This window comes from Microbacterium sp. zg-Y1090, assembly GCF_030246945.1.
Taxonomy (GTDB): Bacteria; Actinomycetota; Actinomycetes; order Actinomycetales; family Microbacteriaceae; genus Microbacterium; species Microbacterium wangruii.
On record NZ_CP126742.1, the window covers coordinates 2,974,895 to 2,999,369 of the forward strand.

A 24,475-nucleotide genomic window follows, 5' to 3' on the forward strand; every position below is an offset into this window, starting at 1 on the left:
AACGAGTCTATGCGCTACTGATAATCGTTCTCAACTTGGCGGGTCCCGAGATTCGCGTACCCCGCGACTAACGCGCCCTCGCATCCGGCCGATAGGAGATTCCAGGAGTCCACGGACGGACTCCGGGGTCCAGGACGGGCCCCGCACGATCCCCACTCACGGAGGAACACCATGGGAATGCAGATCACCACCAACGTGTCGGCGCTCAACGCCTACCGCAACCTGTCCAGCACGCAGAACGACCTGTCGAAGTCGCTCGAGAAGCTCTCGAGCGGTCTGCGCATCAACCGTGCTGCGGACGACGCCGCCGGCCTCGCGATCTCCGAGGGACTGAAGTCCCAGGTCAACGGCCTCAACGTCGCCCAGCGCAACGCCCAGGACGGCATCTCGGTCATCCAGACCGCAGAAGGCGCCCTGACGGAGGTCCACTCGATCCTCCAGCGCATGCGTGACCTCGCGGTGCAGGCCGGCAACGGCTCGAACAACGCCGAGTCGCGCACCGCGATCCAGACCGAGGTCACCCAGCTGACCGATGAGCTGGTTCGCATCGCGGACTCGACGAACTTCAACGGCATCAGCCTGCTGAAGGGCGGCGACGCGCTGAGCTTCCAGGTCGGCGCCAACGGCGAGGCCTCGTCGCAGATCACCGTCGCCACGGCGGACCTGAAGGATGCGCTGGCATCCATCACCGCCATCACCTACGGCGCGGACACCGCCTCTTCGACGCACACGCCGGACGCGACGAACTTCAAGTTCGACTCGGCCGTCAACGCGGCACTGGCGATCACGGCGATCGACACGGCGATCGAGAAGGTCTCGACCTCTCGCGCCGACCTCGGTGCGGCGCAGAACCGCATGGAGTCGACCATCAACAGCCTCGCCGTCTCGGCCGAGAACCTGTCGGCCGCGAAGAGCCGCATCACCGACACCGACATGGCGTCGGAGATGGTCAAGTACACCGCTGCAAACATCCTGTCGCAGGCCGGCACCGCCATGCTCGCGCAGGCGAACCAGTCGACGCAGGGCGTTCTGCAGCTGCTGCGCTGATCGCTCATCACTGAAGGAGCCCCGCGCCGAGTGGCTCGGGGCTCCTTCTGATGAGGGGCGGTCATCACCCCACGAAAACGCACACAGGAGTAGAAGATGACATCCGTTCCGCACCTCGCCCCCCGCCTGCGCTACCTCGCCGGGCGGGCGATGCGGCTCGATGCGGCATCCCTGTGGACGCGGGCACGCGCGGCGGGTGCCCGCCACGACCGCAATCCGGTCGCGGTCGCCGCCGACATGATGTGGGAGGCCGGCGTCCACGGCGTCGGGTTCCAGGACTACATCGACTACGACTTCGCGATCCTCACCCGCGAGGAGCGCGCCACGTACATGACCAACCCGGTCTCGAACCGCTTGTCCCTCACCTTCGACGACCCCGCCTACCGGCACGTCTTCCACGACAAGGTCGAGTTCAACCGCGTGTTCGATGCGCATCTGCAGCGGGAGTGGCTGGTGCTGCGCGAGGACAACGCAGACGAGCTGCGCGCCTTCGCCGACAGGCACGGCGTGATCGTCACCAAGGAGCCGCTCGGCCACCAGGGCCGGGGCGTGCACCGCTACCACACCGACGCCGTGACCGACTGGTCGGCATTCCACCGGGGGCTGCTCGCGCGGGGTGAGATCCTCGTCGAAGAGGTCATCCGCCAGCACGAAGACCTGGCCGCCCTCTGCGCCGGCACCGTCAACACCACCCGCGTCACCGCATTCTTCGACGGTGAGACCACCCACATCCTCGCGATGGCGCAGAAATTCGGCCGGGGCGCGGTGAGCGACCAGAACACATTCGGCGGGTTCTACGCGATGCTCGACGAGCGTGGGCGGGCCACCGGCGCGGGTTACGACTCCTGCAACCGCGTGTACGAGACACACCCCGACAGCGGCGTGCGCATCTCGGACTTCGAGCTCCCGAGGTTCGACGAAGTGGTCGCCTTCGTGGATCGCGTCGCACGCGTGGTCCCCCAGGTGCGCTACGTCGGCTGGGACATCGCCGTCACCGCCCACGGGCCGGTGCTCGTCGAAGGCAACTGGGCCGCGGGCGTGTACGAGAACAAGCCCAGCGCCACCGGCATCCGCACGGGCCACAAGGACCGTTACCTCACCGCGATCGGCGCGGCGAAGCCCGTCTCGCGGCATCGCACCGGCGAGCGCGTGGCCGCCTGAGCGGCGTCGCGCACCTCCCCGCGCTCAGTTCAGGATGGCCCGCACGGGCAGATCCTGCCCCTCGAGGATGACCTGAGCGGCGTCGCCGGTGCGACGGTTCAGCACCACCGGCGCCAACAGGTTGACCCCCACGCCCTCGTCGGTCATCTGCGCGACGAGGAGCAGCTGCGCATCGCCGGCCGACGTGAGCCCGAGGCGGCCGGCCTGTGCGTCGGAGAGCACGGGCGCATAGTCGGGGACGACGTCGCGGGGATCGACGAGGAACAGACGCACTGCTGGATCGTCGACGGACCACATCGCGAACAGTGCGGCGGAGCCCTCGACCGGATCGAGCTCGAACGCCGTGTGCGGAGCGAGCCCGGGAGGCGGGGCGCCGAACCGCAGCGCGACGGTCATCGCAGGAAGTCCATCAGGGTCGGTTGCAGGACGCGCCCCGTCACCGCCAGAGCCGATCGGTACACGAGCTCCTGGGCTTGCAGCTTCACCAGGACCTCCACCGTGTCGACATCCTCCACTGCGGCGCGACGCGCCTCGAGCGTGACCGTGGAATCCAAGGTCGCCTCCTTCGCCCGCTCGATCTGCGACTGTCGGGCGCCGACGGCACCCTGCACCCCGAGCATAGTGTTCACGTGCTGATCGATCTGGCCGAGCCGGGCGCCCACGTTCACGCCCGCGCGCAGGTCCGCGGCGATCTGGTCGACGAGGGCGAACACCGAGTCCGCTCCTGTGCCGAAGACCTGCCCTCCGTCCGCGTCCACCCGCACCGTCTCGCCGTCGGAGACGCGGCGGCGCACCTCGGATCCGGGCACCCCGCTGAAGGAGTAGTCCGCGGCGAAGGCTCGCGCGTCCGACGTGCCGGCGAACACTGAACGTCCTCGCAGATCGGTGTTCGCCTGAGCCAGGAGCTCGTCGCGGATGCCCGCCAGCTCGACGGCGATCGCCTCGCGCGAGGTCGCGTCCATGGCGCCCGAGTTGGCGCCCTGCACCGTGAGGTCACGCACCCGTCCGAGCAGCGCGGTGGAGGCGCTGATGGCGTTGTCGACGGTCGTGACCCACGCGAGGCCGTCGTCGATGTTCCGGGAGAACTGTGCGGTGCGCCGCTGCGCCGCGTGCACGTCCAGCACGGCCGCTGCGGCGGTCGGGTCCTCCGACGGCGCGGCGAAGGCCCGCTGAGACGTGGCCTGCGACTGCAGCCGGGCGAGTTCGCTCAGCCCGCCCTGCAGATGGCGCATGGCCGTCTGGGACATGGTCTGTGAGGTCACGCGACCGATCATGGCGGCTCCTGATGTCAGCGGCCGACGAGGCCGGTGCGGTTGATGAGCACGTCGAGCGCTTCGTCGACGGCGGTGAGCACGCGCGCGGCGGCCTGATAGGCGGTCTGGTAGGTGAGCAGGTTGAGCGTCTCCTCGTCGTTGTCGACGCCGGCCACGGACTGCTGGGCGACGGCTGCGGCCACCGCACCGGTCTCGGCGCGCTCTGCCCGTCCGGCATCCGCGGCCGTCGCGACCGCGAACCGCGAAACGACGTCGCCCCAGAGGGCGTCGGGTCCGTCGGGGCGACGGCTGATCGCCCACATCGCGTCGGCGTTGGTGCCGTCCAGCGCGCCACCGCCGGGCGCCGCGAGCGCCAGGTCGGTACGCCCCTGGGGCACCACGGTCAAGCCGAGCGCCGCGGGTCCGCCGGCGGAGAGCGCGAAGAAATCGCCGCCGGGAGCCCCACCCGAGGTCGCACCGGCGCGATGCTGGGCATTCAGCGCGGTGGCCAGCGAGGTGGCGAGGTCGTTGTGCGATGCGGCGAGACCGGCCAGCACGCCGCCCTGGTCGGCCGGTGCCAGCACGGCCAGCATCCCGCCCAGCTCTCCGCTGGCGATATTCACCGCGAACGAGCCCTCCCAGGACAAGACCGTGGGCCGGCCGGCCTCGATCGACGACGGACCGTCGACCGTCAGCACGCGCGCCTTGTCGCCCGACACCAGGGCGTTGCCGTCCAGGCGGAGCGTCATGGTGCCATCGGCCTCGACCGTGCCGACAGCGCCGGAGAGGCGCGACACGGTCTGGGCGAGCAGGTTGCGCCGGTCGACGAGCTCATTGAGCGATCCCCCGGATGCGGCGGCGTCACGGATCGAGGCGTTCAGCTGCGCGACCTCGCCGGCGGTGGCGTTGATCTGCGCGACCATGCCGTCGACGGATCCCCTCGCGCTGGACCACTGACCCGCGACCGCACGGTAGCCGTCGGCGATGCGCGCGGCGAGGGCCTCGGCACCGGTCAGCACAACGGCGGCCGCGGCGGTGGAATCGGGCGAGTTGGACAGGTCCTGCCACCCCGCCCAGAACTGCGACAGCCGGTCGGCGATGCCGTTCTCGGTGGGCTCGGCGAGGGCGGCCTCCGCCGTCAGCGCCGCGATGGCCTTCGTCGACCAGTAGCCCGAGGATGCCAGCGTGTCGCGCACGCGCGCGTCGAGCACGGCGTCGCCCAGTCGCGAGATTCCGTCGATCGACACGCCCTGCCCGGGCTGCACACCCGTGCTGAACCTGCCCGAGACGGCCGGGGGGACGACCGAGGAGGTCTCCAGCCGCTGGCGGGTGTAGCCCTGTGTGGTCTGGTTCGCGACGTTCTGCCCGACCAGGTCGATGCCCCGTCGTGCGGCTGCCAGCGCGCTGGCAGCCGTGCCCAATCCACTGAATGTCGACATGCTGTCCTCTACATCTCCTTGTCCACGATGCGGGCGGTGTCTTCACGCGCCCGTTCACCGTGCGTGGTGTATTCGCCCGTGCTCGCGGCGAGACTGGCGAGGGTCTCATCGACGGCGCGGGCCGCCGCCCGGAGGTACCCCTCGTTGGAATCCTTCAGCTGCGCGATCTCCGACATGCAGGCGGTCAGGGCCACCCGATGCTCGGCGAAGACCTCGCGCCACGCGTCGGTGGGAGCGGCGCTCACCAGTCCCGACAGGGTGGTGACCTCCGGCACTCCCCACTCCCGTGCCACCGCCGCGACTTCGACGTCGCGGCCGATCCCCGACACCCGCAGGCGCTCGAGCACCTGCTCGACCTCCCTGCTGGCGAAGTGGATCCAGCGCATGCTCCCCGCCTCGAGGAGCAGTCGCTGCTCCTCGAGTTTGAAGATCAGCAGCTCAAGCAGCTCCCGCTCCTGCCACAACTGCATGGACAGCTCATTGGCGCCCACGTTCTCCCTCTCCCCAGACGTTGTTCCATCCGCGGGCGACTCACCCCAGTGAAATCTCCGCCCGTGGTCGGCCATTTTGTTCTATCGGCCGTTTCGACCATAGCGTTATCCCGAATTACATGAGAGATTTCTCATCAAGGTCTCCGGACCTCAGCGCCGGCGGCTCCCCCAGGGCCGCGAGACCGAACACAGCGAGAAAGCACACTGCACCTATGTCGGGCCACGCAGAGCGTAACCGTCTCATCGAAGAGAATCTTCCATTGGCGGGATACCTGGCCCGTGAGGTGCATTCGCGCGCCACGCACGTGCCGCAGGAGGAGCTCGCCGCGGTGGGCGCCCTTGCCCTCGTCACGGCCGCCGCAGCGTTCGACCCCACCCTGGGCGTGCCGTTCGGAGCGTATGCGCGCCGCCGCATCCTCGGTGCCTTCGCCGACGAGATGCGATCCATGGACTGGGCCACCCGTGGCATCCGCAAGCGCATCAAGGAGGTCACGGCCGTCCGTGACACCCTGACGGCGGCGCTCGGTCGCACGGCCACTCCCGACGAGATCGCCACGGCCGCGGGACTTCCGCGCGAAACCGTGCTCGAATCGCTCGACGACGCGGCCCGCACGGTCACGAGCCTCGACGATGCGTCCGTGCTCGCCGTGCCCTCGGACATCGCCCTGCCCGAAGAGTCGGCCACGCTGCGCGAGCGGCGGGAGATCCTCACCCGCGCCGTGGCGGCCCTGCCCGATCGGATGCGCGCCATCATCCAGGCGGTGTACATCGACGAGCGGCCGGTCAAGCAGATCGCGGAAGAGCTGGGCGTCTCGCACTCCGCCGTGTCACAGCAGCGCGCCGAGGCCGTGCGCCTGCTGCGCGACGCCATGGAGCGCTTCCACCTCGACGGCGACGCCGCGCCCACTTCCCGCGTGTCCGAGACGACCCGCGACGCGTACTTCTCCCGCATCGGCTCCCCCTCGGCCACGAGAGTTCCGGCCCGCGTCTAACGCCCGCGCTCCCCCTGCCGATAGGAGTCTGCGGACGCTCGGGCCTGCCGGGCGGTCCGCACCTGCGACAGGAAGGGGAGCGGATGGGTCTCTCGTTCGACGGCCTCGCCTCTGGCCTGGACACCACGGCCATCATCGACGCCCTCATGGACGTCGAGGCGATTCCCCGCACGCTGCTCAGCGCGAAGTCCGACGACCGGCGCGCCGTCATCTCGCAGCTGCAATCGCTGAACACCGCGCTGCAGAAGCTCGTGACGACGGCGAAGGATGCCGGGGGCGCCGGGGCGACGGCGCAGGTGAAGGTCACCAGCTCGCACGACTCGGTCACTCTGACAGCAGCACCCGGCTCCGCCGCCGTCTCGACGCAGATCGTCGTCGACCGCACGGCTGCGGCGCACACCGTGGTCAGTCAGGCCGTCACCGCGTTCCCCGACCAGCCCCTCGTCTTCACCGTCGAGACCGCCGCCGGGGATCTGATCGAGGTGCGCCCCCTGTCCTCCGCGCCCGCCGACGTGGCCCGTGCGCTCAGCACCGCCGGCGCCGGCATCGTCGCGTCGGCGGTGGCCGCCGGCGTGACCGCGGATGGGCAGCCGCTGTCCCGCCTGCAGCTCACGGCGACCGAGACCGGCTCCCAGAGCGTCTTCCGCATCCACCTCGGCGACGCCGCCGCCGTGGCCGCCGGGACCTCCACCGACCTCGCCACGCAGCCGGGGGCGGCGGTCGTCACGCAGGGCCAGGACGCCCAGGTGCGGCTGTGGGCCGGAACCGCGGCCGAGCAGGCCGTGACGTCACCCAAGAACACCTTCACCGACCTGTTCGCCGGGGTCGACGTCACCGTGGCCCGAGCCACCGATGCCCCCGTGTCGCTCACGGTCGCCACCGACCCGGCAGCGCGCGCCACCGCGGCCGGCGGATTCGTCTCGCAGATCGCCGCCATGCTGGCCGGCATCGCCAAAGGCTCCGCGGCGACCACGCCCGGCAGCGCCGGCGGCACCACGACGCTGGGCGTCTTCACAGGCGACAGCACGGTGCGCGCGCTGCGCCAGGCTCTCAGCGACGCGGTGCAGTTCCCCGTCGACGGGGTCTCGCCCTCGACGATCGGCGTCTCGATCGACCGCTACGGCGTGCTCTCCTTCGACGAGAAGAAGTTCCGAGCCGCCGTCGACGCCGATCCGGCGGCAGCAGAGGCCTTGTTCGCCGGCGTCGCCGCCCGCGTGCAGCAGGTCGCGTCGCAGTACTCCGACAAGTACGACGGCCTCCTCACCGCCCGCATCACCGGGCAGGAGAGCGAAGTCACCCGCATGTCCGGCCAGCTCGAGCGGTGGGACCTGCGACTCGATCAGCGCCGCGCGTCACTGGAACGCACCTACGCCTCGCTCGAGACCATGCTGGCGCGACTGCAGTCGCAGTCGTCGTACCTGACGTCGCAGCTGGCAAGCCTGCCCTCGTCCAACCGGAGCGGCTCATGAGCGCGGCCCTGCGGGCACAGCAGCGGTACCGCGAGGAGGCGATCCTCTCGGCGAGTCCGCAGCGACTGGTCACCATGCTGTACGACCGCCTGCTGCTCGACGTGGCCCGTGCCGAGACCGCGCAGCGGGCCGGCGACTGGGTCACGGCGAACAGCGAGCTGCAGCATGCCCAGAGCATCGTGAACGAACTGTCGTCCTCCCTCTCCGCCGGCTGGGCGGGCAGCACAGAACTGCAGGCGGTCTACGCGTACCTCATCCGCACGCTGATCGGCGCCAACATCGCCCGTGACCCGGAGCGCACACGGGAATGCCGTGACCTCATCGCGCCCCTGCACGAGGCCTGGCACGCGGCCGCGGCAGCGATGGCTCCCCAGCCGTGAGGTCGGACGCCTCCTGGCTGGAGCTGCTGGAGCGCTTCGAACGGGACCTCGACGCCGACGCCCACGACGCCGCCCCCTGGGACCCGATCCTGAAGGCTACGCCGCTGCCCGCCGACCTCGTCGCGCGCGCGAACCGCCTCGTGGCACGGCAGCAGGAGCGCATGGCACAACTGCGCACGGAGCTGGCGGCGACCCGCGCGCACCTCGACGCGATCGGCATGGTTCCCCCGCTGCGCGAAGACGCGGCGGCTTATGTCGACCGCGACGGCTAACGCACCGGACACGACGGCCGATAGAACCCCCTGAGCGAGGAACGCTCACGTCTTCAGGCCAGGGATCGGCCACGTCATCCGTCGACGGGAACGGCTCTCGTGCTCGAATCAGTGACCACCGTTGCGCTCACCAGTGCGCTGAACGGACTCTCGCAACGCCAGCGCGCGATCGCGGACAACATCGCGAACGTCAACACCTCGGGCTACCGCGCCAAGGTCGTCGCCTTCGAGGAGGCGCTGGCATCCTCCGTCTCGCGCGGCGACGGCGACGTCGCCGCCACCGTGACCGAGTCCCTCGCCCCGACGAGGCTGAACGGCAACAACGTGAACCTCGACACCGAGACCCTGTCGAACATCGACACCGTGCTGCGATACCAGTTCGCCTCGCGCGCCGTGGGCGGCGCCTTCGCGTCGGTGCAGACGGCATTGAGGACGTCATGACCTTCGACGCCATCGGCATCGCCGGCTCGGGCCTGAGCACGCATCGCGTGTGGCTCGATGCCCTCAGCGACAACATCGCCAACATCAACACCGCCGTCTCCAGCGACGACGCCGCCTTCCAGCAGCGTTACGTCGCGGTGCAGGCCGCCGACGGCGGCGGCGTGCGGGTCGCCGGCGCGCTCTTCGGCAGCGACGAGGGGCGGCTCGTCCACGACCCGACGAACCCGCTGGCCGGCGAGGACGGCTACGTCCGCTACCCCGACATCGACCTCGGCGAGCAGATGGGCCACCTGATCATGGCTCAGCGCGGCTACCAGGCCAACGCCGCCGTCGTGGACCGCGCCAAGACCGCCTATGAAGCCGCCCTGCAGATCGGACGAAGCTGATGCCCCCTCTCTCCGGGATCGATGGCATCTCGTCGGCCGCTGCGCTGCCGGCACCGACGCTGCGGCCCGCCGGCGATGACACCTCCTTCGCCCAGAGCATCACCGGCGCCGTCGACGAGCTGCGCGCGCTGCAGTCGACCTCGAACGAGCTGGCCGTCGCAGCGGTCACCGGCGACCTCGACGACATCCACTCCGCCATGATCGCGTCGACCCGCGCATCGGTGACCCTCGAGCTGGTCGCCGCAGTGCGCAACAAGGGCGTCGAGGCATTCAACGACATCATGCGGATGCAGGCCTGATGCCCGCGGCCGTCTCCTCCGCCTTCGCCGGGCTGCGCAGCACGGTGGCGTCGTTCACCGTGGCCCAGCGCACCATCGCGATCATCGGCATCGCCGTGCTGGTGATGGGGGCGGTCGCCATCGCGGGCTGGCTCAGTCGGCCGACCCTCACGCCGCTGTTCACCGGCCTGACCGCCGCCGACGCCAGCGCCGTGGTCGAGCAGCTGCGCTCCGCGTCGGTGGGCTACGAGCTGACGGACGGCGGCACGACCGTGCTCGTCCCGGAGTCGGCGGTGTACGAGCAGCGCCTCGCCGCGGCCGCCGCCGGGCTCCCCAGCGCCGGGTCGGACGGGTACACCCTGCTCGACAGCATGGGCGTGACGAGTTCGGAGTTCCAGCAGACCGTGACCTACAAGCGCGCGATCGAGGGCGAGCTGGCGCGCACGATCACCGCCCTCAAGGGCGTGAAGACCGCGTCGGTGCAGCTGGCGATCCCGGAGGAGAGTGTCTTCGTCTCTCAGACGGTCGCCCCCACGGCCTCGGTGTTCGTCGACACCCCCGACGGCGCCTCCCTCTCGTCCTCGCAGGTCGAGGCGATCGTGCACCTGACGTCCGCGGCCGTCAGCGGGATGGCCCCGGAGAACGTCACGGTCGTCGACCAGGCCGGACGCACCCTCTCCGCCGTCGGAGTGGGGACCGCCGGCGGCATCGAGCAGCAGGCCAGCGCCTACGAGCTGCGCATCGCGGACAGCATCCAGACCATGCTCGACACCGTCGTCGGCGCCGGCAACGCGACGGTCACCGTCGCCGCCGAGATGCAGCAGGCCAGCAGCGAGCGCATCGAGGAGACCTACACCCCCATCGACGGCGATGCCGCCACCAGCGAGCAGACGAGCACCGAGACGTACTCGGGCCCGGCCGCGGGCACCGGCGTGCTCGGGGCGGAGACCGGGGGCCCGGCCATGGGCGGCGACGGCACCTACGAGTCCAGCCAGGCCACCCGCAACAGCGTCATCAACAAGGCCGTCGAGAGCACCACGACACCTGCCGGCTCCCTCACACGTCAGAGCGTGGCCGTCGCCGTCGACCGAACGGCAGCGGAGGCGATCAACCTCGACCAGCTGACCGCCCTCGTCTCGTCGGCCGCCGGCATCGACCGCGCCCGCGGCGACGACATGACCGTCGAGCTCGTGACCTTCAGCAGCACCGACGCGGCCGCCGCGCAGGCGGCACTGGACGCCGCCCGCGCGGAGGAGGAAGCGGCACGCAGGGCAGAGCTGCTCCAGACGGCGATGATCGTCGCGGCGGCCCTGGTCGTCCTGATCCTGGCGACGGGAACCGGCATCGTCGTGCGCCGTCGTCGCAGCGCCGCGGCCGCCGCGGTGCTCACCCCCCTTGCGCTCCCCGCCGACGGCGCCGGCGGCCTCGACTCGTTCGGCGCACTGGTGAACGGGGCACCCACGGCGGTGCTGGAGCAGATGCCCACCATTCCGCTGTCACTGCCGGAGCTCGAACCCGAGCCCGACCCGGAGCCCGCGCAGGTCACCCTCGACCGCCGCCGCGCGGAGCTGGGCGAGTTCGCCCGACGCGACCCTGCCCGCACCGCCGACCTGCTGCGGAGCCTGCTGCGCGAGGAGCAGGACGCATGAGCGAGCTGTCCAGCACCCAGACCGCCGCAGTGGTGATGATGAACCTCGACCGCGCGCTGGCGGTGGAGGTGATGAAGCACCTCACCGATGACGAGGCGGAGAGCATCGCCGCGGAGATCATCCGCCTGCGCAATCTCGACGCCGAGACGACCAGTCGCGCGCTCTCGGACTTCCACCGCATCGTGCAGGGACACCTGCCTCCGGCACGGGGCGGGCGCGACATCGCGGCCGGGCTCCTCTCGGCGTCCTTCGGCGCCGAGCGCGCGGAAGGAGTGCTCACGAAGGTCTCCTCGGCCATGACCGGCTCCTCCTTCGACTTCCTGAGCGCTGTGGAGCCGGCGCAGATCGCCAGCGTGGTCGACGGCGAGCTGCCGCACACCATCGCTCTCGTGCTCGCGCATCTCCCCGTCGACAGCGCCGCGGCCGTGCTCGCGGAGCTGTCGGACCCGCTGCGCACCGACGTCGCCCAAGCGATCGCCACGATGGGCACGGCGTCGCAGGATGCCGTCGCGATCGTGGCCGACGCCCTGCGCGCCCGTTCCGGTGCGTTCGCGATGCGGGACTCCCCCGAGGTGCTCGGCGGAGTGCAGCCGCTCGTCGACATCATCAACCGCTCGGACGCGACGGTCGAGAAGGCGCTGCTGGCCAACCTGGAGGCCCGCGACAGCACGCTCGCGGAGGACATCCGTTCGCGCATGTTCACCTTCGCGGATGTCGTGGTGCTGGACGACCGCGATGCCCAGCGCGTGCTGCGGGGAATCGAGATCCGCGTGCTGGCCCTGGCTCTGAAGGGTGCGCCGGCCAGCGTCGCAGCGGTGATCCGCCGGAACATGTCCGAGCGCAACCGCGAGACCCTCGACGAAGAGGCGCAGACCCTCGGCGCGGTGCGCGTGTCGCAGGTGGAGGAGGCGCGGGCGGAGATCGTGCGCGTCATCCGCGCGCTGGAGGCGGCCGGCGACATCCGCGTGCAGCGAGGGGACGAGGAAGAGTATGTCTCTTGACTTCACCCCTCTCGCGATCCCGCATCTGACAGGACCGGCCGAGGATGCCGAACGCGAGCGCGCGCGCCGGCGCGGCCATGCCATGGGGTACGCCGAAGGCATGCGCGCCGCTCGCGATCAGGCCGCCCAGGAGGCGGAGAAGGCCGCGGAAGAGCGGCGAGCCGCGACCCGCGCCGCCGCCGCAGCGGCCGCTCAGGCCGTGACGGCGCTGCAGCGTGCCGCGGCATCCCTCGCCGCCCGCACCGAGCTTCTCGCCGAGGTCGCGGAGGAGCGGGTGCTGCAGCTGGCGGTGGAACTGGCCGAGGTGATCGTGGAGCGCGAGCTCTCCGACCCCGTGCGCGCGGCCCTCACCGCCGTGGCCCGCGCGACCGCCGCCGCGGGGGGAGACGAGCGCGCGACCGTGACGCTGAGCGAGGCGGATCTGGCGACGCTGACGCACCTGGAGGCGCACCCCGCAGGCGTCCAGGTGGCGGCGCGAGCGGACCTCCTCCCCGGCGACGCCGTCGTGCACCTGGCCGACGGTGAGGTCGACCTGCGGGTGCAGTCCGCGCTCGAGCGGGTGCGGGCCGTCTTGGCGGAGGCAGGCTGATGGCGCTCTGGTCGACCGTCCTCGACGCCGCCCGCCCGGAGCGCTCCGGTGTGGTGTCGCGGATCATCGGACTCAGCATCGAGGTGCGCGGGATCGCCGCCGCCGTCGGCGACCTCGTCACCATCGGCGGCGAGGTCGACGCCGAGGTCGTCGCCGCCGAGCGGGGGGCGCTGCGCTGCATGCCCCTGTCCGTGACCACCGGGCTGCGCGTCGGCGACCGAGCCACCGTCGCATCCGGGCGGCTGCCCGTTCCCGTGGGCTCGTCCCTGCTCGGCCGCGTCATCGACGGTCTCGGCCGCCCCATGGACGGTCGCGGCGCGATCGACGCCCCACGGGTCTCCATGCACCACGACACCCCGGCCGCGATGGAACGGGCACGCATCACCGTGCCGCTGGCGTCGGGGGTGCGCGCCATCGACACGCTGACCCCCATGGGGCGCGGCCAGCGCATGGGCCTGTTCGCGGGCTCGGGCGTCGGCAAGTCGTCGCTGCTGTCGATGATCGCGCGCGGCTCCGCCGCCGATGTCAACGTCATCGGCCTGGTCGGCGAGCGCGGCAGGGAGGTGCGCGAGTTCATCGAGGACGATCTCGGCCCCGACGGGCTGGCGCGCTCGGTCGTCGTCGTGTCCACCTCGGACCAGCCGGCGATGGCGCGGCTGCGCGCCGCGTTCACCGCCACGCGCATCGCCGAATCCTTCCGCGACGACGGTGCGCACGTCATGCTCATGATGGACTCGCTCACCCGCGTGGCCATGGCTCAGCGCGAAATCGGTCTCGCGGCAGGCGAGCCGCCGGCCACACGCGGCTATCCGCCGTCGACCTTCCCGGTGCTGGCGAAGCTGCTCGAGCGCGCCGGCACCGCACGCGAGGGGTCGATCACCGGCGTCTACACGGTGCTCGTCGACGGCGATGACCACAACGAGCCCGTCGCCGACACCGTCCGCTCCATCCTCGACGGTCACATCGTGCTCGACCGCGCGCTCGCGCTCACCGGACACCACCCCGCGATCGACGTGCTGGGCTCCGTGTCACGGCTGGCCGGCAAGGTCGCCACCCCCGAGCAGCAGCGGCTCGCGTCCCTGCTGCGCACCGCCCTCTCGGCCCGCCGCGAAGCGCACGACCTGATCGGGATCGGCGCCTACCAGCCCGGTGCCGACGCCCGGGTGGATGCCGCCATCACGCACGAGCGGCAGATCGAACGATTCCTGCGGCAGTCGCTCGACGAACAGGTCGCCGTCGAAGAGTCCTGGCAGCGGCTGAGCGCGCTGGTCGCGCCGTTCGGGGATATCGCATGAGCCGCCCGTTCCGCCTCGCCGGGCTGCTGCGGGTGCGCGGCATCCAGGAGCGCGCCGCCGCCGCCCATCTGTCGCGGTCGGCCATGGAGCGCTCACACACCGACGCGCGGGAGCGTCAGCTGCGCGCGGCCCTCGCCGCGTCGGCGGACATCCCCATCGATGTGCGCACGCTCGCCGCCGTCGCCGCCGGCCGCGTCGCCGCCCGCAGCACCCTCACCGACCTGCGCACCCTGGCGGACATGCAGCTGGCCACCCTGGAGGACGCCCGCGCTCAGCACGCCGCCGCCCGCATAGACCAGCGCGGGCTGGCCAGGCTCGCCGAGGCGCACGCCGACCGCGAGACCGCGCGCGAGCTTCACGAAGAGCAGATCGAACTGGACGAGATCGCCGTCCGCACCCACACCGAGGAGTCGCCATGAGCGTCGTCACCGCGCTTGCGCGCATCGATGAGATCCAGCAGCGCATCCGCACGCTCACCTCGGAGGCGGCCGCGCCCGCGCCGGGAGCGGGAGCCTCCGGCGCATCCTCTCCCGTCACCGCCGACGCCTTCGCCTCGGCGGTGCGCGACGTGCTCGGCACCGCCACCCTGGGCGACGGCTCCGTCACCGGGGAGGACGTGGTCGCTCAGGCGATGACGTACCTGGGGGTGCCGTACGTCTTCGGGGGCGAAGACGCGAGCGGCATGGACTGCTCGGGACTGGTGCAGCGGGTGCTCGCCGACCTGGGCATCGACGTCCCCCGCGTGGTGCAGGATCAGGCCGACGTGGGCGTCGAGGTCGGCTCGCTGGCCGAAGCGCGCCCCGGCGACCTGCTCGTGACCAACGGCGAGAAGCACATCGTGATCTACGCCGGCGACGGCAAGATCATCCATGCCCCGTATCCGGGCAAGAACGTCGAGCTGCGCAACAACTACCTCACCGACGCCGACATCCAGACGATCCGCCGTGTCGTCCCCGCTCCCGGAGAGGCCGTCGCCGCCGTGGCGACCGGGCCGGCACCGGCGTCGGCTCAGGTCGCCTCCGCCAACGCGGCCACGGCCCTCCCCGCTGCACTGGCGGCCGCGCTGTCCGCGACCGCACCACGGACCGCTGCCGCGCCGGGAGTGCCCGCCACCGTCGGCGCGGCGGCAGCGAGCGCCGGCGGCGGATCCCGGTCTGTCGGCCCGGGCGCGGGGGGCACCACGCCCGCGGCCGCCGCCGCCACCGCGGCATCCTTCGCCGACGCGGCCGCCGCGACCCTCACCGGAGCCAGCGCGCCCCCTGCCGTCGCGGACGCGCCGCCGCCCGCGCCGGCCGCCGCGGCCGCGCGCACCGCGCTGGCTCCGCAGGTCACCGCCCCCGTGCTCTCCCTCGCGAAGGCGCCCGAAGGGGAGCACACCCTCACCCTCCGGGTCACGCCCGACAACCTCGGTCCCGTCACCGTGAAGGCGCAGATCACGGCCACGTCGATGACCGTCGAGCTCGCCTCACCCTCCGACCTGGGACGCGACGCGCTGCGCGCCCTCCTGGTGGATCTGCGCCGCGACCTCGCCTCCCTGGTCCCCCACGCCGCGCTGAGCGTCGCCGCCGCCGACACGTCGACCGGCTCCGGCAGCGCGTCCGGCAACCCGTGGTCGACAGGCGCCGGCTCCGGATCGAGCCAGGGCCAGCACGGCGGCGGCGCCGCGGGCACACCCGCACGCAGCGGCACGCTCGCCGAGGCGGCTCCTGCACCCGCACCCCCCACCGCCCCGACCGTCGCCGGTTCGGGCATCGACCTGTTCGCCTGACCCCGAGGAGCCCCGTGCCCGCCGTCGACCCCGTCTCCGCCAGCGCCGCCGTGCGCGCCGCAGCCGCCACCCCGCCCCCACCCAAGCAGTCCCTCGACGGCGAGGTCTTCCTGCAGCTGCTGGTCGCCCAGATGAAGAACCAGGACCCCAGCTCTCCACTGGACACCAACGAGATGATGGCGCAGACCACGCAGCTGGCCATGATGGAGCAGCTGACCGCGCTCACCGACGGCTTCTCCGAGCAGTTCGCGCTGAGCATGCGCCAGGCCGCCGCCGCGCTCGTCGGGCAGGACGCCTCCTACGTCGACGCCGACGGGGTCACCCAGACCGGCCGGGTCACCCAGGTCTCGTTCGACCAGGGCGTCCCCCTCGTCACCATCGGCGGCACCGCCGTCGCGCTCGACGCCGTCTCCGGCGTCACCTCCCCCGCTTCCTGACCACCTCATCCAGAAGGGCTGCTCATGCTCCGTTCGCTCTACGCCGGGATCTCCGGCCTCCGCTCGCACCAGACCATGCTCGACGTCACCGGCAACAACATCTCGAACGTCAACACCATCGGGTTCAAGGCGGGGTCGGTCCAGTTCCAGGACACGCTCTCGCAGATCGTGCAGAACTCCCGCGCCCCTCAGCCCGAGGCCGGCGGCACGAACGCCGCCCAGGTGGGTCTGGGCACGCAGGTCGCCGGCATCCGCACGAACTTCGCGCAGGGGTCCGCGCAGGCCACCGGCGTCGCGACCGACCTGATGGTCGCCGGCGACGGGTTCTTCGTGGTGCGCAGCGGCGCCGAGACGCTGTACACCCGCAACGGCGCGTTCTCCTTCGACGCCGCCGGCCGCATGGTCACGGTCGACGGCTCGCTCGTGCAGGGCTGGACGGCCGTCGACGGGCAGATCGGCACGGGCCGGCCGATCGGCGACATCTCCCTCCCGGTCGGCGCGACGTCCGCCGCGGTGGCCACCGGTGGCGCCCAGGCCGCCGGCAACCTCCCCTCCGAGGTCGCCGTCGGCGAGCAGCTCGTGCGCGACATCACGGTGTACGACGCGGTGGGCGCCTCGCGGCAGCTCGCGCTGACCTTCACCCGCACCGCCGGCGGATGGGACGTCACCGACGGCACCGCGACGACCTCGCTCGCGTTCACCGACGGCAAGCTCACCGGGCCTGCCGCGATCACCTCCGGCGGGGTCACCATCGACCTGTCGGCACTCACGGGTTTCGCCGATCTGCGCACCGTCGCGCTGACCGGCCAGGACGGCCGCGCGTCGGGAAGCCTGGTGTCCTACACGATCTCCGCCGACGGCAGCCTGATCGGAACATTCAGCAACGGCGCCTCCGAGGTGCTGGCACAGGTGGCGCTGGCCTCGTTCGACAACCCGGAGGGCCTGGAGAAGGCGGGCTCGTCGCAGTACCGCGCGGGCGCCAACTCGGGTGCCGCCGCCGTCGGTGCCGCCGGCGTCGACGGCATGGGTGACCTCGTCAGCGGCGCGCTGGAGATGTCCAACGTCGACCTCTCGCAGGAGTTCACGAACCTCATCGTCGCTCAGCGCGGCTTCCAGGCGAACGCCCGCATCATCACCACGAGCGATGAAGTGCTGCAGGAGCTGACGAACCTCAAGCGATGACGTCGACCGGGTCGCCGGCCTCCGCCTAACGGATGGATGCCGGCGACCGACAGTCCCTATCACAGGCGATGGCGCGGCCACCTTGGTCTGCACCCGCGCAGTCCGACGCATCCGGGAGGGAGCGCATGATCGTCCTCACGCGCCTGAACCGCATAGAGTTCGCGGTCAATCCCGACCTCATCGAGCGCATCCAGGCCTCACCGGACACGACCCTCGTCATGGTCGACGGCGCGACCTTCGTCGTCTCCGAGGCCATGGACACGGTGATCGACAGCATCGTGGACTTCCGTGCCCGGGTCGTCGCCGCCGCGGCTGACCGCAGAGACCGCGACCTGGAGGGCGTCGACTGATGGACCCGTCCCTGCTCATCGGCATCGTGATCGCCTTCGGCGCGCTGCTCGCGATGATCTCGCTCGAGGGCGCGCACGTGAGCGCCCTGCTCCTGCCGGCGCCCATGGTGCTCGTCTTCGGTGCGACCATCGCGATCGGCATCGCCGGCGGCACGGTCAGCGACGCCGTCGAGGCGGTGAAGGCGCTCCCCCGAGCCTTCCGCGGACTGCGCGGATCATCACGCGAACTGATCGAGAAGGTCGTCGGATACGCCGACATCGCGCGCACCCGCGGGCTGCTCGCACTGGAGAGCGCCGTCGACGAGGAGAAGGACCCGTTCGTGCGGCAGGCGCTGCAGAACATCGCCGACGGCACGGATGCCGATGACCTGCGGGTCATGATGGAGGACCAGGTCGCGACCACCGCCGGGCGCCGTCGCACCGCGGCACGGTTCTACTCGACGCTCGGCGGCTACGCCCCGACCGTCGGCATCGTCGGCACGGTGATCTCGCTCACCCACGTGCTCGAGAAGCTCGACCAGCCCGACACCCTCGGCCCCCTCATCGCGGCGGCGTTCGTCGCGACGCTGTGGGGGCTGCTGTCGGCGAACTTCATCTGGCTCCCCATCGGCACCCGGCTGCAGCGACTGGCCGAGATCGAGATCGAGCGGATGACGCTGCTGACGGAGGGCATGCTGGCCGTGCAGTCGGGCAGCCCGCCCCACCTGGTGCAGGAGCGGCTGCTCGCGCTGGCGCCGGAGCCCGTGGGCAAGGCGAAGCGACGGGGCGGCAAGGCCGCGGAGAGCGCGGACGAGGCGGCATGAGCGTGCGCCGTGCGCGACGCATCCCCGAGAGCGGCCACGCCGGCCCGGACGAGCGATGGATGGCGTCCTACCTCGACATGGTCACGGTGCTCATGTGCATGTTCATCGTCATGTTCGCGATGTCCACCGTCGACCAGGAGAAGTTCGAGGCCCTCCGCGCCTCGCTCGCCACGGGCTTCGGCAGTGAGATCAGCGAGTCCACCGACGTGTCCGAGGGCGTCATCGTGCCGCCGGAACTGGTGGACGAGGCGGGCGAAGGGTTCACCGAGCTCCAGCCCAACGCGGCCCAGCAGGAGTACGACAGCCTCGCCGACCTGCGCACGCGCCTGCAGGAGGCGCTCGACGCCCGCGGCCTGGGCGATGCCGCCACGTTCACGATCGACGACCGCGGCCTCACGGTGGGGCTCGTCAGCGCCGAGACGTTCTTCGCGACCAACAGCACCGTGCTGAGCGACAAGGCCCGGGCCGTGCTCGACGCCGCCGGCGGTGTGCTGGTGACCGTGCCGAATCAGATCTCGGTGGAGGGGCACGCCGATTTCCGTCAGCCCGCTCCCCCCTTCGTGGACAACTGGCAGCTGTCGTCGGAACGCGCCACCGGGGTGCTGCGCTATCTGGTGGATGCCAGGACGGTGCCTCAGGAGCGGGTGAGCTCCGTGGGGTACGGGGCCTCTCGCCCGATGGCCGAAGGGACGGCGACGCAAGCCCTGGCGATGAACCGGCGGGTGGACATCGTCGTGCTCTCCGAGGCCACCGAGGAGGTCCGCAGCATGCTGCCGGGCCTCGCGGCCGCCGACGCCTCCGGCTGAGGCCCGTCCCTTACGCGAGGGGGATGACGCCCGATAGTCCCCCTCGTGCAGATCGACCAACGCGCGCACACAGCCGCCGAGACCGCGCCCCCGGAGCGCTACGACTTCGGGCGTCCCGCCGCGCTCTCGCGCGAGCACGCGCGCGCCCTCGCGGGAGCGTTCGACGCCTTCGCCCGCCAGTGGGCGGTGCAGCTCGCGTCGAAGACGCGCACCCGCGCGCACATCGCGGTGGAGCGCGTGACGCTGGAGACCTACGACGAGTACGTCGCCACCGTGCCTGCCACCACGACGCTCGTGGTCTGCGCCGCAGAGGCGTCGGACGAGCGTGCCATCGTGGAATTCCCCGTCCCGACCGCCCTGTCGTGGATCGTGAAGATGCTCGGCGGCGAGGTCGCCGGGCGCGTGGACGACCGCGCACTGACCGCCATCGAGCAGGCGCTGCTGCGGGCGCTTCTGAACGAGACCCTCGGCCACCTGCACGGCAGCCTCGGCGTCCTTCTGCCGAACACCTTCTCGGTGAGCGCCGTGCAGTACAACGCCGCGTTCGCGCAGATCGCGTCCGCCCAGGACCTCGTCGTGGTGGCCCGCTTCTCGCTGCGGTTCGCCGACCGCACCGAGAGCGCCAGCGTCGCCCTCCCCGCGGCATCCCTGCTCGAGCGGCTCTCGCGCACCGCCTCGGCACCGCACGCGGCGCCTGACCCCTCGGTCGTCCGGTGGCATGTCGAGGAGACGCCCGTCGAGGTCACGCTCCGCCTCTCCCCGCGCAGCATGCGCCCCGACGAGGTGCTGAACCTCGCCGTGGGCGACATCATCCCGCTCCCCCACGGGCAGGACCGCCCCCTGCACCTCACCGTCGCCGACCAGGTCGTCGCGACCGCGGCCATCGGGGCCAACGGCGCCCGGCTCGCGTGCGTCGTCACCTCATCCGATCTGTCCCTCTCCCTCGCCGAGGAGCTGAAATGACCAGCACCACCGCCCACGAGTTCGCGGCCGCCGCCGCATTCGCCGACCGCCTGCCCACCGCCGGCCGCACCACCGCGCGCCCGTCGACGGGGTCGAGCGAGAACGGCGACGCCGTCATGGTGTCATCGGTCGGGGACACGAGCGCCGCGTTGGCCGTCGTCATCCTCGACGAGAGCGCACTCGTCGACGGCGACCCCGCCATCCCGCTGACCGAGCGCCTCCACCAGTCGCTCGACGCCGCGGCCACGGCGTTCGGACCGTGCGTGCTGGGCGAGCCCGTCATCGGCGACGCCTCCGCACTGTTCGCGGACCCCGCCGCCACGGTGTTCGACCTCGTGGACTCCTCGGATCGCACGATCGGTCGCCTGGCGGTGCGGGTCACGCATGGCCGCGCGGCCTCGCCGCGGCGCCTGCAGCGCATCGCCGGCGTCGAGATGGACCTGACGGTCGAGGTCGGCCGCACCCGGATGACGGTGCGCGACGTGCTGGACCTCGAGCCCGGGCGCATCGTGGAGCTCGACCGTTCGGCGGGGGCGCCGGCCGATGTCAAGCTCAACGGCCGGCTCATCGCCCAGGGCGAGATCGTCGTCGTCGACCAGGACTACGCGGTGCGCATCACGCGCATCATCGAGAACGCGGAGGCGTGAACTGGACGACCTGCTGCTGGCCCTGCGCGTCGCCATCTCCCTGGCGGCGGTGCTCGGCGCGCTCTGGTTCATCCAGCGGCGGCTGACGCGGGGCACCGTCGCCCGGCGCCCGGAGCAGATCCGTGTCGTCGCACGGCAGGGGCTCGGCGGAAAGGCCCGCGTCGTCGTCATCGAAGCGGAGGGCACGCGCTACGTGCTGGGCGTCACCGAGGCCGGGGTGTCGGTGATCGACAGCCGACCCGCGCTCGACGGCCCCGTGGCCGTGGCCGTGGCCGTCGACGCACCCTCGGCACGAGCGGAGCTGCCGTCCGGGGACGGCGCGCTCAACCCCCCGCTGCCGCTGCGGCGGTCCCGCCAGCGCGGCCACTCCGCCCCGGCATCCCTCTCCGGCGGCGCAGCCGAGGCGCTGCGCCGCGCCCTCGGCGCATGACCGCCGGGCGCGCCCGGGCGCGGCTCGCGCGCCTCGCCGGGTTCGCCTTCGTCGGCGTCGTCGCACTGCAGACCTTCGCCGTCGCGCCGGCCCACGCCGACGTCATCGAGCCGACTCCGCCCACCACGGGCGGGCTGACCGTCGACATCAACGGCATCGACGGCACGCCTTCGGGCTCCATCCTCACCCTGCTGGCGATCACGCTGCTGTCGGTGGCGCCGGCGCTGCTGTTGATGATGTCGTCGTTCACGAAGATCTTCGTGGTGCTCGCGATGACCCGCAACGCCCTGTCGCTGCCGACGATCCCGCCCAACCAGGTGCTCGCCGGCCTCGCGCTCTTCCTCTCGCTGTTCATCATGTGGCCGGTTCTCACGGACATCAACGCGGTCGCCGTGCAGCCCTACGTCGAGGGCACGCTCACCTTCACCGATGCGACCGCGCTCGGCGCGGAACCGCTGCGCACCTGGATGCTGGCGTACACGCGCGAGGAGGACCTCGCCCTCATGACGCGCTTCGCCGGGTTCGACAATCCAGAGGCGCCGGAAGACGTGCCGCTGCAGACGCTCATCCCGGCGTTCATGATCTCCGAGCTGCGCGCGGCGTTCATCATCGGGTTCGTCATCTTCGTGCCGTTCCTCGTCATCGACCTCGTCGTCGCCGCCGCGCTGATGTCGATGGGAATGATGATGCTCCCCCCGGTGATGATCTCGCTGCCGTTCAAGATCCTGCTGTTCATCCTCGTCGACGGGTGGGGGCTCATCCTGCGCACACTCGTGGAGAGCTACGGGCCGATCGGATGACGCCGGAAGCCGTGCTCGACATCGCCTTGGAGGGCGTGGTCCTCGCCGCCAAGCTCGCGGCGCCGCTGCTGGTGACGGCACTGGTGGTGGGGTTCTCCATCTCGCTGCTGCAGTCGATCACGCAGATCCAGGAGGTCACCCTCTCGTTCGTCCCCAAGGCGGTCGCCGTCGCCATCGCCCTCGTGGTGTGCGGCAACTGGATGATCGCCGAGGCCATCGCCTTCACCGAGGCGATGTTCGACCGCATCCCGCACCTGCTCTCCGGCGGCTGACGTGTTCATCCCGCTCGACTTCGCCTGGCTCGAGGCCACCGGCCTCGCGGCGGTGCGCATGACCGCGTTCCTGTTCATCGCCCCGCCGTTCTCGTACGGCGCCTTCCCCGCCCGTATCAAGGCGATGCTGGGGGTCGGGCTGGCCCTCGCCGTCAGCGGGACGGTCGCGGCCGACTACGAGAGCCTCAGCACCGCCGGCTTCCTGGGGGCACTGGTCATCCAGGCGGTCACCGGTGCCCTGCTGGGATTGCTCGTGCTGGTCTGCTTCTCGGCGGTGCAGTCCGCGGGCAGCCTCCTCGACGTCTTCGGCGGTTTTCAGCTCGCTCAGGCGTTCGACCCCCAGATGCAGGTCAACGGCGCCCAGTTCACGCGGCTGTTCCAGATGACGGCGCTGACGCTGCTGTTCGCGTCCAGCGGCTACCAGCTGATCCTCGCCGGCCTCGTGCGCAGCTTCACCGCGGTCCCCATCGACGGCGTCATGCCGCTCGCCCGGCCGGCCGAGATGCTGATCGACGCGGTGTCGCAGATGATGCTGGCGGCTGTGCAGATCGCCGGCCCGCTCGTGCTGATCCTCTTCCTCGCCGACGTGGGTCTCGGCCTGATCACCCGCGTCGCCCCCGCACTGAATGCATTCGCGATGGGCTTCCCCGTCAAGATCCTGCTCACCTTCCTGCTCGCCGGCACCGTGATCGCCGCCCTGCCGGCGATCGTCAGCGCGCTGGCCGAGAAGAGCTTCGGACTGCTCACGGGGGGCACCCGATGAGCGGCAGCGGCAGCGACTCCGGCGAGCGCACCGAGAAGGCCACCGACCGCCGTCTGCGTGAAGCGCGGCGGAAGGGAAAGCTCACCCGCAGCCAGGACTTCACCGCCTGGCTGGGCATCGCCGCCGCAGCGGCCATGATGGCAACGGCGATCGGCGCGGGCGCCGATGCCGGCGGTCAGCAGTTCGTCGCGATCGTCTCGATCATCCGCAACCCCGCGCCGCAGGATGCCGTGGCGGTGCTCCAAGCCGGTCTCGCGTCCATCCCGGGCATCCTCGGCGGCCTGCTCGCCGTCGTCGCCATCGTGACCCTCATCGCCGCGATCGCCCAGGGCGGCGTGCACCTGCGCGGCATCCCCTCGCGCTTCGAGCAGTTCAACGTCGTCTTGGGCGTCAAGCGGCTGTTCGGCATGCAGGCGCTGTGGGAGGGCGTCAAGGCGCTGCTGAAGACGGTCGCGATCGGCCTGGGGCTGTACCTCATCATCTCGGGCCTCGTGCCCGTGCTCACCGCCACGGGCACCCACTCGGTCTCGCGCCTGCTGGAGATCGCCGCCTCCGGCACGGCTTCGCTGCTGATCACGGCGGTCGCCGTGGGCATCGCCCTGGCGGCGGTGGACGTCCTCGTCGTCATCCGGCGCAACCGCAAGCACACCCGCATGACCAAGAAGGAAGCCCGTGACGAGCACAAGCGCTCCGAGGGCGACCCGCTCATCCGCGGGCAGCGACGGGCGCGGCAGCTGGCGCTCAGCCGCAACCGCATGATCGCCGCGGTGGGCGACGCCGACGTGGTGCTGGTCAACCCCACCCACGTCGCGGTGGCGCTGCGCTACGAACCGGGCAAGTCCGCACCGCGGGTCGTCGCGAAAGGAAGCGGGCTCATCGCCGAGCGCATCCGCGACCGCGCGGCCGAAGCCGGCGTGCCGATGGTCCGAGACATCCCCCTGGCGCGCGCCGTGCACGGCGCGTGCGAGCTCGGTCAGGAGATCCCGGCCGACCTGTACACCGCCGTCGCACGCGTTCTCGTGTTCGTCGACGGCCTCAAACGCCGTGGCGCCGCCCGTGGCGTCCACACCCTCCCGCAGAGGAAGTCCCCGTGAAGAAGATCCTGAACAGA

At 71.5% G+C, this 24,475-nt stretch carries 31 protein-coding genes; 27 read left to right on the forward strand and 4 right to left on the reverse strand.

The window, feature by feature from the left end; genetic code table 11:
• Positions 1–171: 171 nt before the first annotated feature.
• Together QNO26_RS13925 and QNO26_RS13930 are read left to right on the forward strand one after the other, a co-directional pair.
• Positions 172–1,047 carry a flagellin N-terminal helical domain-containing protein gene (locus QNO26_RS13925; protein WP_257533822.1) on the forward strand — a complete coding sequence of 292 codons (876 nt, stop codon included), beginning with the start codon at positions 172–174 and terminating at the stop codon, positions 1,045–1,047.
• Positions 1,048–1,143: 96 nt separating this feature from the next.
• The gene (locus QNO26_RS13930; RefSeq protein ID WP_257533823.1) at positions 1,144–2,208 is read left to right on the forward strand and encodes a sugar-transfer associated ATP-grasp domain-containing protein; all 1,065 of its coding nucleotides are present in this window, start codon (positions 1,144–1,146) and stop codon (positions 2,206–2,208) included.
• A 24-nt stretch (positions 2,209–2,232) separates the two neighbouring features.
• Here QNO26_RS13930 and fliW read toward each other — a convergent pair whose 3' ends face one another.
• Genes fliW through QNO26_RS13950 form a run of 4 tightly spaced genes read right to left on the reverse strand, consistent with a single transcriptional unit; the run spans position 2,233 to position 5,370 of the window.
• Positions 2,233–2,604: a flagellar assembly protein FliW gene (gene fliW, locus QNO26_RS13935; protein ID WP_257533824.1), complete on the reverse strand. Its 372-nt coding sequence runs from the start codon at positions 2,602–2,604 to the stop codon at positions 2,233–2,235.
• The gene (locus QNO26_RS13940) at positions 2,601–3,470 is read right to left on the reverse strand and encodes a flagellin N-terminal helical domain-containing protein (protein ID WP_257533825.1); all 870 of its coding nucleotides are present in this window, start codon (positions 3,468–3,470) and stop codon (positions 2,601–2,603) included. Before QNO26_RS13940 ends, fliW begins: the two co-directional genes overlap by 4 nt.
• 26 nt (positions 3,471–3,496) lie before the next feature.
• Positions 3,497–4,900, reverse strand: coding sequence for a flagellar hook-associated protein FlgK (gene flgK / locus QNO26_RS13945; RefSeq protein WP_257533826.1), 1,404 nt, complete (start codon positions 4,898–4,900; stop codon positions 3,497–3,499).
• Positions 4,901–4,908: 8 nt separating this feature from the next.
• Positions 4,909–5,370: a flagellar protein FlgN gene (locus tag QNO26_RS13950; protein WP_257533827.1), complete on the reverse strand. Its 462-nt coding sequence runs from the start codon at positions 5,368–5,370 to the stop codon at positions 4,909–4,911.
• Positions 5,371–5,603: 233 nt separating this feature from the next.
• Between QNO26_RS13950 and QNO26_RS13955 the strand changes: the two genes are divergently transcribed.
• From QNO26_RS13955 to QNO26_RS14075, 25 genes are all read left to right on the forward strand, one after another.
• Entirely contained in the window at positions 5,604–6,383 is a 780-nt protein-coding gene (locus tag QNO26_RS13955) for a sigma-70 family RNA polymerase sigma factor (RefSeq protein ID WP_257533828.1), read from the forward strand.
• A gap of 83 nt (positions 6,384–6,466) precedes the next feature.
• The gene (gene fliD / locus QNO26_RS13960; protein WP_257533829.1) at positions 6,467–7,852 is read left to right on the forward strand and encodes a flagellar filament capping protein FliD; all 1,386 of its coding nucleotides are present in this window, start codon (positions 6,467–6,469) and stop codon (positions 7,850–7,852) included.
• Positions 7,849–8,232 carry a flagellar export chaperone FliS gene (gene fliS / locus QNO26_RS13965; protein WP_257533830.1) on the forward strand — a complete coding sequence of 128 codons (384 nt, stop codon included), beginning with the start codon at positions 7,849–7,851 and terminating at the stop codon, positions 8,230–8,232. Before fliD ends, fliS begins: the two co-directional genes overlap by 4 nt.
• The gene (locus QNO26_RS13970) at positions 8,229–8,504 is read left to right on the forward strand and encodes a hypothetical protein (protein ID WP_257533831.1); all 276 of its coding nucleotides are present in this window, start codon (positions 8,229–8,231) and stop codon (positions 8,502–8,504) included. Before fliS ends, QNO26_RS13970 begins: the two co-directional genes overlap by 4 nt.
• 99 nt (positions 8,505–8,603) lie before the next feature.
• Positions 8,604–8,945, forward strand: a complete 342-nt coding sequence (locus QNO26_RS13975) for a flagellar basal body rod protein FlgB (RefSeq protein ID WP_257533832.1) — start codon at positions 8,604–8,606, stop codon at positions 8,943–8,945.
• On the forward strand, positions 8,942–9,331 hold the full coding sequence (locus QNO26_RS13980; protein WP_257533833.1) for a flagellar basal body rod protein FlgC: 390 nt from the start codon (positions 8,942–8,944) through the stop codon (positions 9,329–9,331). The genes QNO26_RS13975 and QNO26_RS13980 overlap by 4 nt, the downstream gene beginning before the upstream one ends.
• A complete protein-coding gene (gene fliE / locus QNO26_RS13985) occupies positions 9,331–9,630 on the forward strand; it encodes a flagellar hook-basal body complex protein FliE (RefSeq protein ID WP_257638541.1) in 300 nt (99 codons plus the stop codon). Before QNO26_RS13980 ends, fliE begins: the two co-directional genes overlap by 1 nt.
• On the forward strand, positions 9,630–11,258 hold the full coding sequence (fliF, locus tag QNO26_RS13990) for a flagellar basal-body MS-ring/collar protein FliF (RefSeq protein ID WP_257638542.1): 1,629 nt from the start codon (positions 9,630–9,632) through the stop codon (positions 11,256–11,258). The genes fliE and fliF overlap by 1 nt, the downstream gene beginning before the upstream one ends.
• Positions 11,255–12,259, forward strand: coding sequence for a flagellar motor switch protein FliG (gene fliG / locus QNO26_RS13995; RefSeq protein ID WP_257533836.1), 1,005 nt, complete (start codon positions 11,255–11,257; stop codon positions 12,257–12,259). Before fliF ends, fliG begins: the two co-directional genes overlap by 4 nt.
• Positions 12,249–12,848, forward strand: coding sequence for a FliH/SctL family protein (locus QNO26_RS14000; RefSeq protein WP_257638543.1), 600 nt, complete (start codon positions 12,249–12,251; stop codon positions 12,846–12,848). Before fliG ends, QNO26_RS14000 begins: the two co-directional genes overlap by 11 nt.
• Positions 12,848–14,143 (forward strand): FliI/YscN family ATPase, encoded by a 1,296-nt coding sequence (locus tag QNO26_RS14005; protein ID WP_257533838.1) that lies wholly within the window; start codon positions 12,848–12,850, stop codon positions 14,141–14,143. The genes QNO26_RS14000 and QNO26_RS14005 overlap by 1 nt, the downstream gene beginning before the upstream one ends.
• Positions 14,140–14,562 carry a flagellar export protein FliJ gene (locus QNO26_RS14010; protein ID WP_257533839.1) on the forward strand — a complete coding sequence of 141 codons (423 nt, stop codon included), beginning with the start codon at positions 14,140–14,142 and terminating at the stop codon, positions 14,560–14,562. Before QNO26_RS14005 ends, QNO26_RS14010 begins: the two co-directional genes overlap by 4 nt.
• Positions 14,559–15,911 (forward strand): NlpC/P60 family protein, encoded by a 1,353-nt coding sequence (locus tag QNO26_RS14015; protein ID WP_257638544.1) that lies wholly within the window; start codon positions 14,559–14,561, stop codon positions 15,909–15,911. The genes QNO26_RS14010 and QNO26_RS14015 overlap by 4 nt, the downstream gene beginning before the upstream one ends.
• Before the next feature lie 14 nt (positions 15,912–15,925).
• Positions 15,926–16,348, forward strand: coding sequence for a flagellar hook assembly protein FlgD (locus tag QNO26_RS14020; RefSeq protein WP_257638545.1), 423 nt, complete (start codon positions 15,926–15,928; stop codon positions 16,346–16,348).
• Positions 16,349–16,372: 24 nt separating this feature from the next.
• Positions 16,373–17,530 (forward strand): flagellar hook protein FlgE, encoded by a 1,158-nt coding sequence (locus QNO26_RS14025; protein ID WP_257533842.1) that lies wholly within the window; start codon positions 16,373–16,375, stop codon positions 17,528–17,530.
• Between the two features lie 125 nt (positions 17,531–17,655).
• The gene (locus tag QNO26_RS14030; RefSeq protein WP_257533843.1) at positions 17,656–17,880 is read left to right on the forward strand and encodes a flagellar FlbD family protein; all 225 of its coding nucleotides are present in this window, start codon (positions 17,656–17,658) and stop codon (positions 17,878–17,880) included.
• Positions 17,880–18,683, forward strand: a complete 804-nt coding sequence (locus QNO26_RS14035) for a motility protein A (RefSeq protein ID WP_257533844.1) — start codon at positions 17,880–17,882, stop codon at positions 18,681–18,683. Before QNO26_RS14030 ends, QNO26_RS14035 begins: the two co-directional genes overlap by 1 nt.
• Positions 18,680–19,489 (forward strand): OmpA/MotB family protein, encoded by an 810-nt coding sequence (locus QNO26_RS14040; protein ID WP_257638546.1) that lies wholly within the window; start codon positions 18,680–18,682, stop codon positions 19,487–19,489. Before QNO26_RS14035 ends, QNO26_RS14040 begins: the two co-directional genes overlap by 4 nt.
• 45 nt (positions 19,490–19,534) lie before the next feature.
• Positions 19,535–20,452 (forward strand): flagellar motor switch protein FliM, encoded by a 918-nt coding sequence (locus QNO26_RS14045; protein WP_257533846.1) that lies wholly within the window; start codon positions 19,535–19,537, stop codon positions 20,450–20,452.
• Entirely contained in the window at positions 20,449–21,099 is a 651-nt protein-coding gene (gene fliN / locus QNO26_RS14050) for a flagellar motor switch protein FliN (RefSeq protein WP_257533847.1), read from the forward strand. The genes QNO26_RS14045 and fliN overlap by 4 nt, the downstream gene beginning before the upstream one ends.
• Before the next feature lie 49 nt (positions 21,100–21,148).
• A complete protein-coding gene (locus QNO26_RS14055) occupies positions 21,149–21,529 on the forward strand; it encodes a flagellar biosynthetic protein FliO (protein WP_257533848.1) in 381 nt (126 codons plus the stop codon).
• Positions 21,526–22,329 (forward strand): flagellar type III secretion system pore protein FliP, encoded by an 804-nt coding sequence (gene fliP, locus QNO26_RS14060; protein ID WP_257533849.1) that lies wholly within the window; start codon positions 21,526–21,528, stop codon positions 22,327–22,329. Before QNO26_RS14055 ends, fliP begins: the two co-directional genes overlap by 4 nt.
• A complete protein-coding gene (gene fliQ / locus QNO26_RS14065) occupies positions 22,326–22,601 on the forward strand; it encodes a flagellar biosynthesis protein FliQ (protein WP_257533850.1) in 276 nt (91 codons plus the stop codon). The genes fliP and fliQ overlap by 4 nt, the downstream gene beginning before the upstream one ends.
• Position 22,602: 1 nt before the next feature.
• On the forward strand, positions 22,603–23,364 hold the full coding sequence (locus tag QNO26_RS14070) for a flagellar biosynthetic protein FliR (protein WP_257533851.1): 762 nt from the start codon (positions 22,603–22,605) through the stop codon (positions 23,362–23,364).
• A complete protein-coding gene (locus QNO26_RS14075; protein WP_257638547.1) occupies positions 23,361–24,458 on the forward strand; it encodes an EscU/YscU/HrcU family type III secretion system export apparatus switch protein in 1,098 nt (365 codons plus the stop codon). The genes QNO26_RS14070 and QNO26_RS14075 overlap by 4 nt, the downstream gene beginning before the upstream one ends.
• The last annotated feature ends 17 nt before the right edge of the window (positions 24,459–24,475 follow it).

Excerpts from the sequence above, each read along its gene's own strand:
- QNO26_RS14005 (WP_257533838.1), top strand. The coding sequence starts at position 12,848 with ATGGCGCTCTGGTCGACCGTCCTCGACGCCGCCCGCCCGGAGCGCTCC.
- fliN (WP_257533847.1), top strand. The coding sequence starts at position 20,449 with ATGACCAGCACCACCGCCCACGAGTTCGCGGCCGCCGCCGCATTCGCC.
- QNO26_RS13955 (WP_257533828.1), top strand. The coding sequence starts at position 5,604 with ATGTCGGGCCACGCAGAGCGTAACCGTCTCATCGAAGAGAATCTTCCA.
- QNO26_RS13980 (WP_257533833.1), top strand. The coding sequence starts at position 8,942 with ATGACCTTCGACGCCATCGGCATCGCCGGCTCGGGCCTGAGCACGCAT.
- fliD (WP_257533829.1), top strand. The coding sequence starts at position 6,467 with ATGGGTCTCTCGTTCGACGGCCTCGCCTCTGGCCTGGACACCACGGCC.
- flgK (WP_257533826.1), bottom strand. The coding sequence starts at position 4,900 with ATGTCGACATTCAGTGGATTGGGCACGGCTGCCAGCGCGCTGGCAGCC.
- fliW (WP_257533824.1), bottom strand. The coding sequence starts at position 2,604 with ATGACCGTCGCGCTGCGGTTCGGCGCCCCGCCTCCCGGGCTCGCTCCG.
- QNO26_RS14000 (WP_257638543.1), top strand. The coding sequence starts at position 12,249 with ATGTCTCTTGACTTCACCCCTCTCGCGATCCCGCATCTGACAGGACCG.
- fliF (WP_257638542.1), top strand. The coding sequence starts at position 9,630 with ATGCCCGCGGCCGTCTCCTCCGCCTTCGCCGGGCTGCGCAGCACGGTG.
- fliQ (WP_257533850.1), top strand. The coding sequence starts at position 22,326 with ATGACGCCGGAAGCCGTGCTCGACATCGCCTTGGAGGGCGTGGTCCTC.
- QNO26_RS13950 (WP_257533827.1), bottom strand. The coding sequence starts at position 5,370 with ATGCAGTTGTGGCAGGAGCGGGAGCTGCTTGAGCTGCTGATCTTCAAA.
- QNO26_RS14040 (WP_257638546.1), top strand. The coding sequence starts at position 18,680 with ATGAGCGTGCGCCGTGCGCGACGCATCCCCGAGAGCGGCCACGCCGGC.
- fliG (WP_257533836.1), top strand. The coding sequence starts at position 11,255 with ATGAGCGAGCTGTCCAGCACCCAGACCGCCGCAGTGGTGATGATGAAC.
- fliP (WP_257533849.1), top strand. The coding sequence starts at position 21,526 with ATGACCGCCGGGCGCGCCCGGGCGCGGCTCGCGCGCCTCGCCGGGTTC.
- QNO26_RS13930 (WP_257533823.1), top strand. The coding sequence starts at position 1,144 with ATGACATCCGTTCCGCACCTCGCCCCCCGCCTGCGCTACCTCGCCGGG.
- fliS (WP_257533830.1), top strand. The coding sequence starts at position 7,849 with ATGAGCGCGGCCCTGCGGGCACAGCAGCGGTACCGCGAGGAGGCGATC.
- QNO26_RS14030 (WP_257533843.1), top strand. The coding sequence starts at position 17,656 with ATGATCGTCCTCACGCGCCTGAACCGCATAGAGTTCGCGGTCAATCCC.
- QNO26_RS14075 (WP_257638547.1), top strand. The coding sequence starts at position 23,361 with ATGAGCGGCAGCGGCAGCGACTCCGGCGAGCGCACCGAGAAGGCCACC.
- QNO26_RS13925 (WP_257533822.1), top strand. The coding sequence starts at position 172 with ATGGGAATGCAGATCACCACCAACGTGTCGGCGCTCAACGCCTACCGC.
- QNO26_RS14010 (WP_257533839.1), top strand. The coding sequence starts at position 14,140 with ATGAGCCGCCCGTTCCGCCTCGCCGGGCTGCTGCGGGTGCGCGGCATC.
- QNO26_RS14035 (WP_257533844.1), top strand. The coding sequence starts at position 17,880 with ATGGACCCGTCCCTGCTCATCGGCATCGTGATCGCCTTCGGCGCGCTG.
- QNO26_RS14015 (WP_257638544.1), top strand. The coding sequence starts at position 14,559 with ATGAGCGTCGTCACCGCGCTTGCGCGCATCGATGAGATCCAGCAGCGC.
- QNO26_RS14025 (WP_257533842.1), top strand. The coding sequence starts at position 16,373 with ATGCTCCGTTCGCTCTACGCCGGGATCTCCGGCCTCCGCTCGCACCAG.
- fliE (WP_257638541.1), top strand. The coding sequence starts at position 9,331 with ATGCCCCCTCTCTCCGGGATCGATGGCATCTCGTCGGCCGCTGCGCTG.